The organism is Xanthomonas sp. NCPPB 3442 (assembly GCF_056725145.1).
Genome location: NZ_CM161514.1, coordinates 4,696,065 through 4,713,969, shown reverse-complemented (window position 1 = coordinate 4,713,969; position 17,905 = coordinate 4,696,065). Strand labels below are relative to the sequence as shown.

Annotated in this window: 14 protein-coding genes and 2 pseudogenes; 14 read left to right on the top strand and 2 right to left on the bottom strand. The window is 63.0% G+C overall.

Annotated elements, in window-relative coordinates; translation table 11 throughout:
- The first annotated feature begins 138 nt into the window (after positions 1-138).
- Entirely contained in the window at positions 139-2,325 is a 2,187-nt protein-coding gene (gene uvrD, locus AC1POX_RS20455) for a DNA helicase II (RefSeq protein WP_372356544.1), read from the top strand.
- 182 nt (positions 2,326-2,507) lie between these two features.
- On the opposite strand, the gene AC1POX_RS20450 is transcribed toward uvrD, so the two are convergent.
- On the bottom strand, positions 2,508-2,732 hold the full coding sequence (locus tag AC1POX_RS20450; RefSeq protein ID WP_372357202.1) for a hypothetical protein: 225 nt from the start codon (positions 2,730-2,732) through the stop codon (positions 2,508-2,510).
- A gap of 449 nt (positions 2,733-3,181) precedes the next feature.
- On the opposite strand from AC1POX_RS20450, the gene AC1POX_RS20445 reads away from it, so the two are divergent.
- A complete protein-coding gene (locus tag AC1POX_RS20445) occupies positions 3,182-3,763 on the top strand; it encodes a sugar O-acetyltransferase (protein WP_136733750.1) in 582 nt (193 codons plus the stop codon).
- Between the two features lie 250 nt (positions 3,764-4,013).
- Positions 4,014-4,460, top strand: a complete 447-nt coding sequence (locus AC1POX_RS20440) for a universal stress protein (protein ID WP_008572535.1) — start codon at positions 4,014-4,016, stop codon at positions 4,458-4,460.
- A 96-nt stretch (positions 4,461-4,556) separates the two neighbouring features.
- Here AC1POX_RS20440 and tagK read toward each other — a convergent pair whose 3' ends face one another.
- Positions 4,557-5,228, bottom strand: a complete 672-nt coding sequence (gene tagK, locus AC1POX_RS20435) for a transcriptional regulator TagK (protein ID WP_372356543.1) — start codon at positions 5,226-5,228, stop codon at positions 4,557-4,559.
- A gap of 309 nt (positions 5,229-5,537) precedes the next feature.
- Between tagK and tssB the strand changes: the two genes are divergently transcribed.
- From tssB to AC1POX_RS20380, 11 genes and pseudogenes are all read left to right on the top strand, one after another.
- The gene (gene tssB, locus AC1POX_RS20430; RefSeq protein WP_008572540.1) at positions 5,538-6,047 is read left to right on the top strand and encodes a type VI secretion system contractile sheath small subunit; all 510 of its coding nucleotides are present in this window, start codon (positions 5,538-5,540) and stop codon (positions 6,045-6,047) included.
- A gap of 4 nt (positions 6,048-6,051) precedes the next feature.
- A complete protein-coding gene (tssC, locus tag AC1POX_RS20425) occupies positions 6,052-7,545 on the top strand; it encodes a type VI secretion system contractile sheath large subunit (RefSeq protein WP_057680777.1) in 1,494 nt (497 codons plus the stop codon).
- Positions 7,546-7,627: 82 nt separating this feature from the next.
- Positions 7,628-8,131, top strand: coding sequence for an Hcp family type VI secretion system effector (locus AC1POX_RS20420; RefSeq protein ID WP_008572542.1), 504 nt, complete (start codon positions 7,628-7,630; stop codon positions 8,129-8,131).
- A gap of 212 nt (positions 8,132-8,343) precedes the next feature.
- A complete protein-coding gene (locus tag AC1POX_RS20415; RefSeq protein ID WP_109290448.1) occupies positions 8,344-9,138 on the top strand; it encodes a type VI secretion system accessory protein TagJ in 795 nt (264 codons plus the stop codon).
- A gap of 6 nt (positions 9,139-9,144) precedes the next feature.
- Positions 9,145-9,648, top strand: a complete 504-nt coding sequence (gene tssE / locus AC1POX_RS20410) for a type VI secretion system baseplate subunit TssE (RefSeq protein WP_277574440.1) — start codon at positions 9,145-9,147, stop codon at positions 9,646-9,648.
- Between the two features lie 4 nt (positions 9,649-9,652).
- The gene (gene tssF / locus AC1POX_RS20405) at positions 9,653-11,536 is read left to right on the top strand and encodes a type VI secretion system baseplate subunit TssF (protein WP_372356542.1); all 1,884 of its coding nucleotides are present in this window, start codon (positions 9,653-9,655) and stop codon (positions 11,534-11,536) included.
- Positions 11,500-12,540: pseudogene (gene tssG / locus AC1POX_RS20400) on the top strand (type VI secretion system baseplate subunit TssG). The gene tssF and the pseudogene tssG overlap by 37 nt, the downstream one beginning before the upstream one ends.
- Positions 12,541-12,596: 56 nt before the next feature.
- Complete coding sequence (gene tssH, locus AC1POX_RS20395; protein ID WP_372356541.1) at positions 12,597-15,335, top strand: type VI secretion system ATPase TssH; 2,739 nt, start codon at positions 12,597-12,599, stop codon at positions 15,333-15,335.
- Positions 15,336-15,378: 43 nt separating this feature from the next.
- Positions 15,379-16,260, top strand: a complete 882-nt coding sequence (locus AC1POX_RS20390; protein ID WP_029820715.1) for a LirA/MavJ family T4SS effector — start codon at positions 15,379-15,381, stop codon at positions 16,258-16,260.
- An 89-nt stretch (positions 16,261-16,349) separates the two neighbouring features.
- Positions 16,350-16,466 (top strand): annotated as a pseudogene (locus AC1POX_RS20385) (IS5/IS1182 family transposase); the annotation flags it as partial.
- A gap of 265 nt (positions 16,467-16,731) precedes the next feature.
- Positions 16,732-17,532, top strand: coding sequence for an endonuclease/exonuclease/phosphatase family protein (locus tag AC1POX_RS20380; protein WP_134813302.1), 801 nt, complete (start codon positions 16,732-16,734; stop codon positions 17,530-17,532).
- Positions 17,533-17,905 lie beyond the last annotated feature (373 nt).

Below are 17,905 nucleotides of genomic sequence, written 5' to 3'. Positions count from 1 at the left end.
ACTCGCACCGTCGGTGCGCAAGCCCTGCCTTCTCGCCCCGAAGGGAGAGGGGCGTCTATCCGGCGAGCAATCACCACAATCCCAACCGCTTCATCGCAATCTCAGCCGCAGCGACGCCACAACCGGTAAAATGCGCCGGTGGATGTCTCTCATTTGCTCGATCATTTAAACCCCGCCCAGCGCGAGGCCGTTTCTGCGCCGCCGGGGCATTACCTCGTGCTGGCCGGCGCCGGCTCCGGCAAGACGCGCGTGCTGATCCATCGCATCGCCTGGCTCAACGAAGTCCAGGGCGTGCCCAACCACGGCATCTTCGCGGTGACCTTCACCAACAAGGCGGCCGGCGAAATGCGTCACCGCACCGACCTGCAGCTGCGCAATGGCAGCCGCGGGATGTGGATCGGTACATTTCACGGGCTGGCCCATCGCCTGTTGCGTCTGCATTGGCAGGACGCGCGGTTGCCGGAAGGCTTCCAGGTCATGGACAGCGACGACCAGTTGCGGTTGGTCAAGCGCGTGGTGCAGGCGCTGGAGCTGGACGAGAGCAAGTATCCGCCCAAGCAGATGAGCTGGTGGATCAACGAGCAGAAGGATGAGGGCCGCCGTCCGCAGCATATCCAGCCCGAGCCCAACGACGATTGGACCGAGGTGCGCCGGCAGGTGTATGCGGCTTATCAGGAACGCTGCGACCGCTCCGGGCTGCTGGATTTCGCCGAGTTGCTGCTGCGCGCGCACGAGTTGCTGCGCGACACCCCGGCCTTGCTGGCGCATTACCGTGCGCGCTTCCGCGAGATTCTGGTCGACGAGTTCCAGGACACCAACGCCATCCAGTACGCCTTCGTGCGCGTGCTGGCCGGCGAATCGGGCAATGTATTCGTGGTGGGTGACGACGACCAAGCCATCTACGGCTGGCGCGGCGCCAAGGTCGAGAACGTCCAGCGTTTTCTCAAAGATTTCCCCGGCGCGCAGACCGTGCGGCTGGAGCAGAACTACCGCTCCAGCGCCAATATCCTGGGCGCGGCCAATGCGGTGATCGCGCACAATCCGGACCGCATCGGCAAGCAGCTGTGGACCGATTCCGGCGATGGCGACCCGATCGATCTGTATGCGGCCTACAACGAAGTGGACGAGGCGCGTTATGTGGTCGAGCGTGCACGGCAGTGGGTGCGCGACGGCGGCAGTTATGGCGAAGTGGCGGTGCTCTACCGCAGCAATGCGCAATCGCGCGCGCTGGAAGAAGCGCTGATTTCCGAGCAGTTGCCGTACCGCGTGTATGGCGGCATGCGCTTCTTCGAACGTGCCGAAATCAAGGACGCGTTGGCTTATTTGCGCCTGCTCACCAACCGCAGCGACGACGCGGCCTTCGAACGCGCGGTCAACACGCCCACACGGGGCATTGGCGACCGGACGCTGGATGAGGTGCGCCGGCTGGCGCGTGCCAGTGCGTTGTCGTTATGGGAAGCGGCCATGTTGTGCACGCAGCAGAACACGCTGGCCGCACGCGCACGCAATGCCCTGGCCAGCTTCCTCAGCCTGATCGGCCAGCTGCATGCCGAAACCGGGCAGATGGAACTGGCCGAACGCATCGACCATGTGCTGATGCGCTCGGGCCTGCGCGAGCATTGGGCCAAGGAAAGCCGTGGCGGGCTGGATTCGGAATCGCGTACCGAGAACCTGGACGAACTGGTGTCGGTCGCCTCGCGCTTCACCCGCCCCGACGACGAAGACAGCCAGGGCATGACCGAGCTGGTCGCCTTCCTGGCCTATGCCTCGCTGGAGGCCGGCGAAGGCCAGGCCCAGGCTGGCGAGGAAGGCGTGCAGCTGATGACATTGCATTCGGCCAAGGGCCTGGAATTCCCCATCGTGTTCCTGGTCGGTCTGGAAGACGGCCTGTTCCCCAGCGCGCGCTCGTTGGAAGAGAGCGGCCGGCTGGAAGAGGAGCGTCGCCTGGCGTACGTGGGCATCACCCGCGCGCGGCAGAAGCTGGTGCTGTGCTATGCCGAATCGCGCCGCATCCACGGCCAGGACAACTACAACGTACCCTCGCGCTTCTTGCGCGAGATTCCGCGCGACCTGCTCAACGAAGTACGCCCCAAGGTGCAGGTTTCGCGCACCGCATCGCTGGGCGCGGCGCGCGGCGGCCCGATGCATGGCATCGTGGAGACCGCGCCGATCAAGCTCGGCGCCAACGTCGAACACCCCAAGTTCGGCGGCGGCGTGGTGGTCGATTACGAAGGCGCTGGCGCGCATGCGCGCGTGCAGGTGCAGTTCGACGAGGTCGGCGCCAAGTGGCTGGTGATGGCCTACGCCAATCTGACTGTGGTGTAGGCGGCTCGGCACTCGTCAGCGATTGCGCGTTGTTCAGCAGGCGAGGGCGTCGTGCCGTTGCATTGTGCGTGCAGCAAGCAGAGCCGACCGCTGCTGCACCTCATACGTCGAGCGAGATCGCATGACCATCCGTGACAGATGATCGATGGATGAAGCGTCGCCTCCGCTGCGCTGTTGCGCGCCTACATTTCCCAGCTGAAGCTTGAGTTGATCTGCTTGCCGTTCACGGCCAGTGTCGACCTGTTGGCGAGCACGACCAGGGTAAAGGGCGGCACGCGCGTGTCGTCGCCTGTGTAAATCAGGCGCAGGATTCTGCGTTTGGTATCGAACGTCGTGACCTGGAAATTGCCTTGCAACCAGATGCCCGCGCTGTCGCCAGGTGCATTGAAACGAAGACTGGCGATCACTGGTCGGGTGTCGTGCCCGATTTCGAACAGGATGGAGTAGCCACTCTCTTCAAAAGAAAGTGAGGTGGTTGCGTGTGCAGGTGTGCTGAGGCATGCCCACAGCAAGAACGCAACGCAGGCTGCTACAAATCGTGTCATGACGTCATCCTTGAACGTGGTCGCACCGGAAGGGCACGGCCTGGAGTATCGATGCTGGCGCCGCGGCATTGCAACGGATGCGACAAGCGGTGGAATGGCGACACAGTCACCTCGCGGGTGAGGCCGGTGCTCGAACTCCCATTGGCGGTTTCCGGTGGTGAGCGCGCCAATCGCTTTGGCGAATAGGCAGATCGTGAGGTTCTGTAAGCCACTTTGAGCCGGCAATCGGGGCTATTGGTGCATCGCTCGATGCGTAGCGCGCTGCATCCATGCCACCCTGTCAGCAGTTCATTGCACAGGTACCCGGCGGCATGCAAACCGAAAAACAGAAGATGCTGGCAGGCGAGCTCTACAACGCCACCGATGCGCAACTGCAGGCCGATCAAGCGGCGGCGGCGGCGTGGATGGAGCGCTACAACGCCACTGGCGCGCAGCCATCCACACAGCGGCATGCATTGCTGGTCGAGCGGCTCGCCGAGGTGGGTGCCGGTGCGGTGATCCGGCCGCCATTTCATTGCGATTACGGCTACAACATCCATCTGGGCGCGGGCGTGTTCCTCAATTTCAATTGCGTGATTCTGGATATCTGTCAGGTGCATATCGGCGAAGGCACGCAGGTGGGGCCCGCCGTGCAGTTCTACGCTGCCGATCATCCGCGCGATGCGGCCGGACGCGCCAGCGGGCTGGAGTTCGGACGGCCGATTCGCGTCGGGCGCAATGTGTGGATCGGTGGCGGGGCGATCATCCTGCCGGGCGTCAGCATCGGCGACGACGCAGTGATCGGTGCCGGTGCGGTGGTCACGCGCGATGTGCCGGCCGGCGCGACCTCCGTGGGCAATCCGGCGCGCGTGCGCGTACCCCGGGGTGCTGCCGATGAAGCGCCCACCGACTGAAGGCAACCAAGAAGCGCCGCGACCGAAGCTGTCAGGCGGACGTGGCCGCTGCGCAATGCAGCTCATACGCAAACAGGGCAGTTTTGAGCGCGTTACTGGCGCCGAGGTGATGGTTGCTCGTCAGCCAGATGAGCGGCTTGAAGCGCTACAGTCCGTGACGTGCAAGATTGATTTGTATCAAGGTCTGCGTTGTTGAGTGCTGTCAATCTCAAATCGCCGGCGCCGCTGCCGGTCCATCCGGGAGGTCATCATGTACAAACGAATCCTGATCGCCATTGATGCGTCCGAGCTGTCGCATCGCGGCCTGTTTCAAGGCCTGGAGCTGGCCAAGGCGACCGGTGCGAAAGTGGATATCGTCACCGTGTCCGAGCCGTGGGCGATGGGCATGTACGACGCAATGGGCTGGAGCGTGGGCTACGAGGCCAGCCCCGAATACCGCAAAGAGCGCGAAGCGGCCGCCGAAAAGATCCTGCGCCCGGCGCTGGAGTTGGCCGCCGCTGCCAACATCAAGGCCACGCCGCGGCATGTGCTGGATCGTTTCGCGGCCGAGGGCATCGTGCAGACCGCCAAGGACTGCAACAGCGATCTGATCATCATGACCTCGCACGGCCGCCGCGGGATGCAGCGCATGCTGCTCGGCAGCCAGACGGTGGAAGTGCTGACCCACAGTGCGATTCCGGTACTGGTCATTCGCTGATGCCGATGCCAGTGCCTTGCCTCACCTGGGCGCGTACCTGGGCGCGATGTGGCGCCCAGGTCATGCACCTCGTGCCCAGGCGCGCTCCTACGCAACTCAAGGTACTTCGCTCTCCATCGGCTCCAGTTGTGCCGCAAAGCGCCGGACCGGTCGGGCGAGCCGGCGCAGTGCTTCGGTATGCACCAGCGGAGAGCCGTGCGTGGGTGTGGCCGCGCCGCTACGCATGGATGCGTACTCGGGTTGTACGTGCTGGCTCAGTTCGCGCATGAAGCGCCACATCGGCACGTAGTGACCACGCCGTGGCGAAGGAAGATGCGGCGCAGCGCGGCACTGGCGACGCCACTGCATGGGCGGCATGCCGAAGCGCTGCTGAAACGCGCGCTGAAACTGACGCTCGGACGCAAAGCCCATTTCGTAGAGCAACCAGGTCAGGCTGCAGTCCGGATAGGCCTGCAGGTAGCGGTGCGCGGTGCTTAGCCGCTGCTCGCGGATATAGCTGGCCACGCCGCCGCGCGACTGGAACAGGCGGTACAGCGATGCGCGCGATAACGCGAACGCGTGCTGCAACGACTCGGTGCCCAACTCCGCCTCGCCGATGTGCTGCTCGATATACGCCAGCAGGTCGATCATCAGCGGCGTGTGTGCCTCCCCGGCCGTGGATACGTGCGGAACGATGGCGCTGTAGTAACCGGTGCTGCTCATGCGGATGCTGCCTGCGGCCCACTCCCCGGGGCCTGTCCCCTGGTCAACCGAGAAAAGCAGCGCCAACCCATCACGCCTCTTTCACAAAGTCGGCGCTGGATCACGCATCGGTGCCTGCCTGCGCACGATCGCGGCGATTGAGACGATTTGTCGGGTGAGCCCACGGGCGCATTTCTATCCTCGCCGCAGCGCTGAGGAAGCGTCATCGCACGGCCCGCCGCTTCGGTCCGCGTGGTGCGCGGCGGTTGCGGGCTAGCCCGCGGCAGCGGCGTCGCACGCAGGCTGCAGGCATTCCGCCGGGCCGGCGACATCCAAGCCACATGGCAGCGCACGTGCACCGCACGCTGGCGCAACGGGCTCAATCGGAGATCAGGCATGGCCAGCAGTCAGAAGTTCATTGCCCGCAATCGGGCGCCACGGGTGCAGATCGAATACGACGTGGAGGTCTACGGCGCGCAGAAGAAGGTGCAGATTCCGTTCGTGATGGGGGTGATGTCCGATCTGTCCGGCGCCAATGCCGGTGAGCTGCCCTCGCTGGATGAGCGCAAGGCACTGGAGATCGACGTCGACAACTTCGACAGCCGCCTGCAGTCGATGCGGCCGCGCGCGCAATTCAAGGTGCCCAACACGCTCACCGGCGAAGGCGAGCTGGCGGTGGATATCACCTTCGAAAGCATGGACGATTTTTCGCCGGCCGCCATCGCGCGCAAGGTTGCGCCGCTGGCGAAGTTGCTGGAAGCGCGCACGCAGCTGGCCAACCTGGACACCTACATGGACGGCAAGGCCGGTGCAGAGCAGCTGATTGCCAACGCCATCCGCGACCCGGCGTTGCTGCAGTCGCTGGTGTCGGCCGCCAAGCCTGCCTCCGAACCGGAAGGAGCCTGACGCCATGTCCGCGACCGAAGCCGCACTGGCCACCAGTAGCACCGAAACAACCGAACAGGGCGACTTTGCCGCGCTGCTCAATCGCGAGTTCCGCCCCAAGAGCGAACGCGCCAAGGAAGAAGTGGAATCGGCCGTGCGCACGCTGGCCGAGCAGGTGCTCAACCGCAGCGATGTGGTCAGCGAAGACGTGTCGCAGACCATCAAGGCCTATATCGCCGAGATCGATCGTGCCCTCACCGAGCAGCTCAACCAGATCCTGCATCACGCCGATCTGCAGCAGCTCGAAGGCGCCTGGCGCGGCCTGCATTATCTGGTCAACAACACCGAGACCGACCAGCAGCTCAAGATCCGCGTGCTGAACATCAGCAAGAAGGAACTGGGCAAGGTGCTCAAGCGCTACAAGGGCACCGCCTGGGACCAGAGCCCCATCTTCAAGAAGGTCTACGAGCAGGAATACGGCCAGCTCGGTGGCGAACCGTATGGCTGCCTGGTCGGCGATTACTATTTCGACCAGAGCCCGCCGGATGTGGAACTGCTCAACGGCATCGCGCAGGTGGCCGCTGCCGCGCATGCACCGTTCATCGCCGCGGCCGCGCCCAAGTTGATGGGCATGGACAACTGGAGCGAGCTCTCCAACCCGCGCGACCTGGCGAAGATTTTCTCCACGCCCGATTACGCCGCATGGCGCTCGCTGCGCGAATCGGAAGATTCCAAGTACATCGGTCTGGCGATGCCGCGCACGCTGTCGCGTCTGCCTTACGGCGCGGCCACCAGCCCGGTGGATGAATTCGATTTCGAAGAAGACACTGCCGGCGCTGACTCGTCCAAGTACACCTGGCAGAACGCTGCCTATGCGATGGCAGTGAACATCAATCGCTCGTTCAAGCAGTACGGCTGGTGCTCGCGCATTCGCGGTATCGAATCCGGCGGCGCAGTGGAAGGCTTGCCCACCCACACCTTTCCCACCGACGACGGTGGCGTGGACATGAAGTGCCCGACCGAAGTGGCAATCACCGACCGCCGCTCTGCCGAATTGGACAAGATGGGTCTGATGCCGCTGGTGCATCGCAAGAACTCGGACATGGCCGCCTTCATCAGCGCGCAGTCGCTCAACAAGCCCGACGAATACGACGACCCGGATGCCACCGCCAACGCAGCGTTGGGCGCGCGCCTGCCCTACATGTTCGCGTGCTGCCGCTTTGCGCATTACCTCAAGTGCATCGTGCGCGACAAGATCGGTTCGTTCTCCGATCGCGAACAGATGCAGAGCTGGCTGACGCGTTGGGTCACCCAGTACATCGACGGCGACCCGTCCAACTCAAGCGAAGAAACTAAAGCGCGCAAGCCGCTGGCTGCCGCCGAGGTGGTGGTGGAAGAAGTGGAAGGCGCGCCGGGCTATTACAGCTCCAAGTTCTTCCTCAAGCCGCATTACCAGCTGGAGGGCCTGACCGTGTCGTTGCGGTTGGTCTCGCGCCTTCCCTCGGCCGCCAAGGCCTGATCCGACGCATTCGCGTCACGGGCACGACGCGAATGCGCGTCGCGCCACCTCGTGTTGTCACTCTCATTGAAGGAGCGTTTCCATGGCGTTCGACATGCACATCAAGTTCGGCAGCGGCAAGGTCAAGATCGAAGGCGCGTCCAACCACAAGAAGCACAAGGGCGAAATTCCGATCCTGGCCTGGTCTTGGGGCGCGAGCAATTCCGGCGACCTGCACACCGGTGGCGGCTCGGCCAGTGGTGGCAAGGCGCATATCCAGGACATCTCCATCACCAAGTACGTGGATGGTTGCTCCAACGCATTGCTCGATGCGGTATGCACGGGGGCACGTGTGGAAAACGCCTGGCTGTACGTCACCAATGCCACTGGCGAGCAGAGCGACTTTCTCACCCTGGAATTGAGCGAAGGCGTGCTGATTACCTCGTTGTCGACCGGCGGTTCCGGCGGCGAAGACCGCCTGACCGAAAACGTGACGCTGCACTTCGGCAAGTTCAAGTACGGCTTCCAGCCGCAGGACGACAAGGGTGCCGCCCAGGGTGGCGCGAAGGAATTCACCTACGACATCCAGGGTGTGGCCAAGGCCTAACACGAACGCAGGCAACCACGACGCCTTCGCCACGCAGGAGCGTTTGGGCGATGCAGTGCGGCACGCAGCACGCGTGTAGACGCGCGCGCTGCGCCGCCCCAGCCGCCCAGCGGATGTTGGCGCTGTGACGTTGGCTGCCTCCGATGGCGGCAATGCAATGACGGGCGGTGCCGCGCACGGCACCGCCACCTTCTTCGACAAGGAACCGCGCGATGGATGCCACCGCACAGACCCTGCTGGCCCAAGGCGAGCCGGCGCAGGCGTTGCAGCAACTGATCCAGCAGGTGCGCCGGCAACCGGCCGATGCAGCGCAGCGCGTGTTCCTGTTTCAGTTGCTGGCCGTCCTCGGGCAGTGGTCGCGCGCCGCAGACCAGCTGCGCGCCTGCGCTGAACTGGATGCCGCCACGCTGCCCTTGGTGCAGACGTACCTTGCAGTGCTGCAGGGCGAACAGACGCGCGCCGAGGTGTTTGCCGGCACGCGGCTACCGCATGTGATTGGCGAACCGGCCGAGTGGCTGGCAATGCATCTGCAGGCGCTGCAACTGGCGGCGCAGGGCCATGGCGAACAAGCTGCGGCGTTGCGGGCGCAGGCCTTCGAACGGGCACCCACCAGTGCGGGCGTGCTCGATGGCGAACGCTTCCAATGGCTTGCAGATGCCGATACCCGTTTCGGACCCTGCATCGAGCTCATGCTCGACAGCGGCTACGCCTGGGCACCGCTCAGCCACATCCAGCAGCTGCGCATGCAAGCGCCGCTGGATCTGCGCGACACCGTGTGGGCGCCGGTGAGCGTGCTATGGCGCAACGGCGGCCAGGCCTTCGGCTACCTGCCGGTGCGTTACCCCGGCAGCGAGCACCTGGATGCCGGCGAGCTGCAACTGGCGCGCCGCACCGAATGGACGCATGGTGCGCAAGGCGAAATCGGCCTGGGCCAGCGCATGTGGAGCACAGAGTCGCACGAGATTGCGCTGCTCGATGTGCGTGACGTGCAGTTCGACGCGGGCTGACACGCCATGGCCGAACTCACCACCACCGAACGCTTGCAGCCTTCGCTACTGGACCGGCTCACCGATGCCGCGCCCAGCCAGCGCGAAGAGAGCCGCGAGCAACGCGTGATCTCGGCCACGCGCCTGCGCGAATGCGTGATCCGCGATCTGTCGTGGTTGCTCAATGCCGTGAATCTGGAAACCAGCCGCCCGCTGGAGGCGCACCCGCAGGTGCGCAGCTCGGTGCTGAATTACGGCATCCCGGACCTGGCCGGTGTTGCAGTGGCCGGCATCGATGGGGCAGCGCTGCAACAGCGCATCCGCGAGGCGATTCTAGCCTTCGAACCGCGGCTGATACCCGAGACGCTGCGCGTCAGTGTGCATGCCGATGCCGCACGCATGGACCGGCGTTCGCTGCTGTTCACCATCGAATCGGAGATGTGGGCGCAACCGCTGCCGTTGAATCTGTATCTGAAGACCGCGCTGGACCTGGAAACCGGCCGGCTCGATGTCGTCGAAGGACACGGCTGACGCCATGGACCCGCGCCTGCTGCCGTACTACACCCGCGAATTGCAGCACGTGCGCGACATGGGCGCCGAGTTCGCGCGCGAGTATCCCAAGATCGCCGGGCGGCTCGGTCTGGACGCGTTCGAATGTGCCGACCCGTATGTCGAGCGGTTGCTGGAAGGCTTCGCGTTCCTGGCCGCGCGCGTGCAACTCAAGCTGGACGCGCAGTACCCGGTGTTCACCCAGCACCTGCTGGAGATGGTCTACCCGCATTATCTGGCGCCGCTGCCGTCGATGGCGGTGGTGCAGTTGCAGCCGGATCTGAAAGACAGCGGGCTGGCAGCAGGCGTGGTGGTGCCGCGGCAAAGTGCGCTGCGCAGCCTGGTCGGCCCGGGCGAGCGCACCGCCTGCGAATTTCGCACCGCGCATGCAGTGAGCTTGTGGCCGTTGCAGCTGGCCGAGGCCAAGTATCTTGAATCGCCGGCCGCGTTGGCGGCTGCCGGCATCGCCTTGCCGGCCGGGCGCGTGGTGCGTGCCGGCGTGCGTCTGCGCTTTGAGCTGGTGGGTGGTGCGCAGACGCACGCGCTGGCGCTGGATCGGCTGCCGCTGTTTCTGGCCGGCGCCGACGGCTTGCCCAAGCGCCTTTACGAACAACTGCATGCCGATACCACCGCCGTGGTGGTGCGTGGCAGTAATGCCAGCGGTGGCATGCTGGAGATGACGCTGGGCGCCGATACCGTGCAGATGCGCGGCTTTGCCGATGACGATGCATTGATTCCGTACGACGGCCGTTCGTTCAGTGGTTACCGCCTGCTGCAGGAATACTTCGCCTGTCCGGAGCGCTTTCTGTTCGCAGAACTCACCGGGCTGCGCGCGCCATTGCGGCGGTTGCACGGCAGCAGCTTCGAGGTGGTGGTGTTGCTGCAACGCAGCCTGCCGAGCCTGGCTGCGGCAGTGGGCGCCGAGCATTTCAAATTGTTCTGCACCCCGGCGATCAATCTGTTCCCGCGGCGTGCCGATCGCATCCATCTGCACGCCGGGCTGCACGAATACCACGTGCTGGCCGACCGCACCCGGCCGATGGATTTCGAGATCCATCATTTGGGCGAAGTGGAAGGCTTCGGCGATCGTCAGGAGCCGGAGCAACGCTTCGCGCCGTTCTATGGTGGCGACGCACGCACCTGGCATGCACGGCATGGCGCGTTCTACAGCATGCGCCGCGAACCGCGCATGCTATCGGTCCGCCAGCGCCGCGATGGCGCGCGGTCGAGTTATGTAGGCAGCGAAGTGTTCGTCAGCCTGGTCGATGCCGACGATCAGCCGCACAGCACGCGCCTGCGCCAGCTTGGGCTGCAACTGTGGTGCAGCAACCGCGATCTGCCGCTGCATATGCCGGTAGGCAAGGGCACCACCGATTTCACCATGGACAGCGGCGTGCCGGTCCAGAGCGTGCGCTGCGTGGCCGGGCCGACCAAGCCGCGCCCGGCGTTGTCGGCTGGGCAGACTGCGTGGCGCCTGCTCAGCCAATTGCAGCTCAATTATCTCTCGCTCTTCGAAGACGGCCCCGACGGCGCCGCTGCGCTACGCGAGATCCTCACCTTGTACTGCGACCCGTTCGACGCATCCGCGCAGCGGCAGATCGAAGGCGTCAAGCAGGTGAGCGGCACACCGATCGTGCGGCGTATCCCGGTGCCTGGCCCGATCACCTTCGGTCGCGGCCTGGAGATCACGCTGACCTGCGAGGACGCCGCCTTCGAAGGCACCGGCGCCTTCCTGCTGGCTTCGGTGCTGCGGCACTTCTTCGCGCGCTATGTCTCGGTGAATTCCTTCACCGAGACCGTGCTGCGCACCACCGAACGCAACGAGGTGGCCCGATGGCCAGCCCAGCCCGGCACGCACCCGCGCCTGTGAGCGCGGCGGCTGCGGCGCTGGCCCAGGCGCTGCAGACCCGGCCACAGGATTTCAGCCCGTTCGCGGCCTTGCGCGCGATCGAGCGCTGCCATCCGCTGCAGCCACGCCTGGGTGAATCCACGCGCGCCAGCGACGATGTGCTGCGGCTGCGGCATGCGCCATCACTGGCATTCGCACCCCATGCGCTGGACCGCTACACACCGGCAACGCACGATCAGCCTGCCGCGCTGTACGGTCTGTTTTTAGGCCTGTTCGGTCCCAATGCACCATTGCCCTTGCACCTGACCGAATACGCCATCGAGCGTGCGCAGCAAGCCAAGGATGGCACCTTTGCCGCATTTGCCGATGTGTTCCACCACCGCATGCTGAGCCTGTTCTACCGCGCCTGGGCGCAGGCACAGCCCAGCGTGCAGGCCGAGCGCCCGGCGAGCGACCAGTTCCGTGCCTGGCTGGATGCACTGGTCGGCATCGCCAGCCCGCATCTGCGCGACCGCGACGCGTTGCCGGACGATGCACGTCGTTACTACGCCGGCCGTCTTGGCACCGCCACGCGCACGCCGGAAGGTTTGCGTGCCCTGCTGCAGCAGTTGTGCGAATGGCCGGTGCAGGTACAGGAATTCATCACCGAATGGATGCGCCTGCCGGCCGATGCGCACCTGCAACTTGGTCTGGGTCCGCGCAACGCGCGGCTGGGCGTGGACAGCGTGGTGGGCGCACACGTGCGTGGCGCCCAGCAACGCGTGCGCATCTGCCTGGGGCCGCTGCCGCGCCTGGCGTTTCAACGCTTTCTTCCGGGCGGCCAGGCGCTCAGGCAACTCACCGCTGCGGTGCGCAGTTATCTGGGCGACGAATTTGGCTGGGAACTGCAGCTGTTGCTCTAGGCCGACGAGGTCCCCACGCCGCACCTGGCGCGCAATAGCCGGCTGGGCCTGGATACCTGGCTCGGCCGTCGCGCCTGGAGCATTGCCGACGCCGACGAGGTGCTGCTGCGCCCATCGGGCTGACGCACACCGCTCTACCTTTCGCTCACACGTAACGTACCGACTTCGAAGGACGCACCATGGCCGAGATCTCCCGCAGTGCCCTGTTCGGCAAGCTCAATCCGCTGGCCTACCGCGGCATCGAAAGCGCCACCGTGTTCTGCAAGCTGCGCGGCAACCCGTATGTGGAGCTGGTGCATTGGCTGCATCAGTTGCTGCAGCTGCAGGACTCGGACCTGCACCGCATCATCAAACACTTTCAGCTCAACCCCTCCACGCTGGCGCGTGATGTCACGTCGGCCCTGGACGCCTTGCCGCGCGGTTCCACTGCCGTCACCGACCTGTCGGCCAATGTCGAAGAAGCGGTGGAGCGCGGTTGGGTGTATGCCTCACTGAGTTTTGGTGAAGCGCAGGTGCGCACCGGCTATCTGGTGGTTGGCATTCTGAGCGTGCGCGGTTTGCGTAATGCATTACTGGCGATCTCCAAGGAGTTCGACAAGCTCAAGCCCGCGGTACTCAGCGAAGACTTTGCGCGGATCGTGGCCGGCTCCCCGGAAGATGGTTTGCTGCCCAGCGATGGTTTCTCACTCGGTCAGACCGCTGCACCTGGGGAGGCTAGCGGCGCCATCGCGCCGGCCGCACTAGGAAAGCAGGAAGCACTGAAGAAATTCACCACCGACCTCACCGCACAAGCACGCGAGGGCAAGCTGGACCCGATCATCGGCCGCGACGACGAGATCCGCCAGGTCGTCGATATCCTGATGCGCCGCCGCCAGAACAACCCGATCCTGGTTGGCGAGGCCGGTGTCGGTAAGACCGCGGTGGTGGAAGGCTTCGCACAACGCATCGCGCGCGGCGATGTGCCGCCCGCGTTGAAGGACGTGCAGCTGCGCACGCTGGATGTGGGCCTGCTGCAGGCCGGCGCCAGCATGAAGGGCGAATTCGAGCAACGCCTGCGCGCAGTCATCGACGAAGTGCAGGCCAGCCCCAAGCCGATCATTTTGTTTGTCGACGAAACCCACACCCTGGTCGGCGCCGGTGGCGCGGCCGGTACCGGCGATGCGGCCAACCTGCTCAAGCCCGCACTGGCGCGTGGCACCTTGCGCACCGTGGGGGCGACCACGTTTGCCGAGTACAAGAAGTACATCGAAAAGGATCCGGCATTGACGCGGCGCTTCCAGGCCGTGCAGGTGGACGAGCCGGACGAAGCCAAGGCAGTGCGCATGATGCGCGGCGTCGCTTCGATGATGGAACAGCACCACCGCGTGCAGATCCTGGACGAAGCGCTGGAAGCGGCGGTCAAGCTCAGTCACCGCTACATCCCGGCGCGGCAGCTGCCGGACAAATCGGTGAGCCTCCTCGACACCGCCTGCGCGCGCGTGGCGGTGAGCCTGCACGCTACGCCTGCGGAAGTGGACGACAGTCGCCGCCGCATCGAATCGCTGGAGACCGAGCACGCCATCATCGAACGCGAGCGTGCGATTGGCATCGTGGTGGATGAGCGTGCTGCAGCTTGCGCCAGCCTGCTGGAAAGCGAACATACCCGCCTGCGCGAGCTGGAACAGCGCTGGGTTGGCGAAAAGGCGTTGGTCGATGAGCTTTTGTCGCTACGCGCGCAACTGCGAGGCGCCAATGCGCCGGTGGAAGGCACCGGCAGTGCGCTGGAAGCGGAGGCCGAACAGCTTGCGTCTGGCGATCTCGCCGTGCTCGAGGCATCGGTGCAGGTGGATCGCGACACCTTACTGGCACGTCTGCAGCTGGTGCAGGCCGAACTGGCCGCACTCCAGGGCGAATCGCCGCTGATCCTGCCCACCGTCGATTACCAGGCGGTGGCCGCCGTGGTCGCCGACTGGACCGGCATTCCGGTCGGGCGCATGGCGCGCAACGAGATCGACACCGTGCTGCGCCTGCCCGACCTGCTGGCCAAGCGCGTGATCGGCCAGGACCATGCCATGGAGATGATCGCCAAGCGTATCCAGACCAGCCGCGCCGGTCTGGACAACCCGGACAAACCGATCGGCGTGTTCCTGCTGGCCGGCACCTCCGGCGTGGGCAAGACCGAAACCGCACTCGCGCTGGCCGAAACCTTGTACGGCGGCGAACAAAACCTGATCACCATCAACATGAGCGAGTACCAGGAAGCGCATACCGTCTCCTCGCTCAAGGGTGCACCGCCGGGCTATGTGGGCTACGGCGAAGGCGGCGTGCTCACCGAAGCGGTGCGACGCAAGCCGTACTCGGTCGTGTTGCTGGACGAAGTGGAAAAAGCCCACCCGGACGTGCACGAACTGTTCTTCCAGGTCTTCGACAAGGGCTGGATGGAAGACGGCGAAGGCCGCCGCATCGACTTCCGCAACACCTTGATCATCCTCACCAGCAACGCCGGCACCGACCTGATCGCCAGCCTGTGCAAGGACCCGGAACTGATACCCGACCCGGAAGCCATGGCCAAGGCCATCCGCGAGCCGTTGTTGAAGGTGTTTCCGCCGGCATTGCTCGGGCGCTTGGTGGCGATTCCGTACTACCCGCTGAGCAACGACATGCTCGGGCAGATCGTGCGGCTGCAGTTGAATCACATCAAGAAGCGCATCGAGGAGCGATACAGGATTCCGTTCGAGTACGACGATGCGGTGGTGGAGCTAGTGGTATCGCGGTGCACCGAAAGCGAATCGGGTGGGCGGATGATCGATGCGATTTTGACGAATTCGATGTTGCCGGCGATGTCGAGGGAATTCCTGGGGCGGCTTGCACACCAGGCATCCATCGGAGGCGTAGGAATGAGCACGAATCCAGACGGCTTCTCGTACCTGTTCCACTGACAGGCGCTGGCGCGCACGGACAGAATCCAAAGAGAGGACTTCGATGAAGATCAGTGATGCATCGGAATTGGAAATGGTGTTGTTCCTGGATGAGAATTTCCAGGTTGTCGATGGTGTCCAGATCGAAGCGACGCAGCGGATGAGGGACATGCTCGTCTTCGCGCGCATGGCCAGTTTCCTTTCCGACAACGAAGCGCTTGCGTCGGCGGTCAAGGACCTGTCCTTTGAGCTGGGCACGGAATACGCAAAGTTCCGTGAGGTACAGCGCGATGGCGTCAATTATCGCCGTCTCGGCGCCTTCTCCTGTGCGCTTGGAAAATATGCATCCTATTACGGGTTCAGTAGGAAAGTGGTCATTCTCAATGGCCAGATTAGCCCTGCTGATTTCAACGATGTAGTGGGGGCGAAGATCATGTTTCGCGACCTTTTCACCCGCGCCCATGGCGAGTTCACGCACGCGATACAGTGGCTTCTGCTGGTCCAGCGATTCGGCGAGGTGGCGGCCGTTTACTACGCCAAGTCAGTCCAGTACCGTTCCACCCGGACGTTTCTCGCACAAGGCGGGCCACAGCGAGCCTATATGTGGAATTTCCTGGTGGACTGCTTCGACGGTGCGGAGGACTATCGACAGAACATCTACGCTAAGACATTCAGGTGCCCGCAGATCGCTACCGAACGCCTGCGGACGCTGCTCCCGACTCAATCGTGGTTGGGGGAATTCCTCTACGCTCGCCGGCACAAGGGCTTGAAAAATGGGGAGGAACCCTACGTAGACGCACACTACACGAATGGGCGGACCATCAACATGAAGCCACCCCACATCAACAGGACGGTCTGGACAAACGACGGGGAAGAAATTCGGGCCTATACCCAGCTGCGCGAAAACATCTATTACAAGTCTGTCATTGAGGCGAGGAAGAACTGAACTTTTGGAATTGTCGGGTGCGCGGCCAAGATTTCCGTAATGCCCGATAAGAACTAAAAGGAGCGCAGAGCATATGAATTCCGAGCTAGACCGGTGCAGGCAAAAACGAAGAACTGCAGAACTGCGAAGCTGCATTCTTCATCGCCGCCACTTCCTCGACGATCCAAGCCATCGGCAACAAGCGCGAGCGTGCTCGGGAACAGCGTTAGGAACACTTTAATAAAAAATCGGATCAGGTTCGGTTTAGAAGTGAATCTGACCCCGTCTCCCGGTCCAGGAGCGTTACAGGATTATTTTCAAGCATGACGATGCGCTGATGGAACTAGTGATGATTCGGTTTGCCGCGGTAGTGAAACGGAACGAATGATCGATGCGATTTTGTCGAATTCTTTTTTTTCCCAGATTTTCGGGATTTGGTGACGCCTAATCGGATTGGAGAACTGTGATGATTGACACCAGTGGCAGAAGGCGGTGGCTTTGCTATCAGTCGAATTTTTTAAAGACAGGGTGCCTGCAATGAGGATCCTATTCTGGAATGTCCAGCGGCTTGGTACTGGAACGCCAGGCAGCAAGCAAAAAATAATGGAGCAAGTTGTCGCTGAGGCTTTCCATCTGCACAACGCAGAATTTGCTGTCCTATGTGAAGTTACAAGCGACCTTGAGCTTGGAGGTGTGGCCATCAACAAGCAAGTAGTCACTGCTAAGCGGACCGCAAAGGGGACCAAGGCTCAGCTTGGCTATGCAGCTATCGATGATGACCTCGATGAAAGTGTATTGATGCGCTTTAATCCTCCAAGCTTCAGGGACGTTTTCGGGACTTCGCCTTGGAAAAAAGGCGGAGGTGAATTCACGAAGCAAAGCAAGCGTCATGTTGCGTGTCTGGGGGCTTTGAACGGGATAAGTTTGTATGTTTACCATGCCAATGCTAGCGGGAAGGCGGCCTTTTTAGTTGGGTGGGTAGCCGAGGCACTGCATCAGCTGCACAACGGCTCGTTTGTGTTAATGGGAGATCTGAATTGTGAGCCCGCAGGTCTCATCCTCGCCATGCAAGAGAGTGGTTCCGATCTTAATTATTTCAATGTTGCTTTTAATGGAGACACGCATAACGCTAAGATTGGAGTTTCCAAGACGTACGATTATGCAATCTCCGGAAGCAATGTTGCGACCAATGTTGAAGTGCTTAATATTGCTCCCGCAGTGGCCAACTTTTCTAAAAGCATCAACCCGCTCGACGACATATCAGATCACTGTCCAATCATTGTGACGTTCTGAAAACCATTTGTCAGCAATGTGCCGGAACGAACGAAAGTGCAAAATAGGTAACTGGTATCACAAAGCCGGGGTAACCGGGCCAGGCTAACCTATCGGTCGACAACAGCGACTTGAGATGCCGACGAGCCGCTGAATGCCCGCAAAAAGATGCGTCTATGGCCGCTGTGCTTGCGCGTCGGCGGAAACTGCAGTTCTTTGCACTTCCATCGCCGGCCAGAGTTGTGTCCGGCGCAAAAAAAAAGGGCTGCATGCGACATCGGTCAGCGAGCACTGTGCGTCTGCTTGGCGCTGTCATCGGCAATGTGCCGGGTTCATGGCGGTCCAAGCCGGTCCAAGCCGGTCTCTAACAAGCCGCCAGGCGCGCTTTATCCAT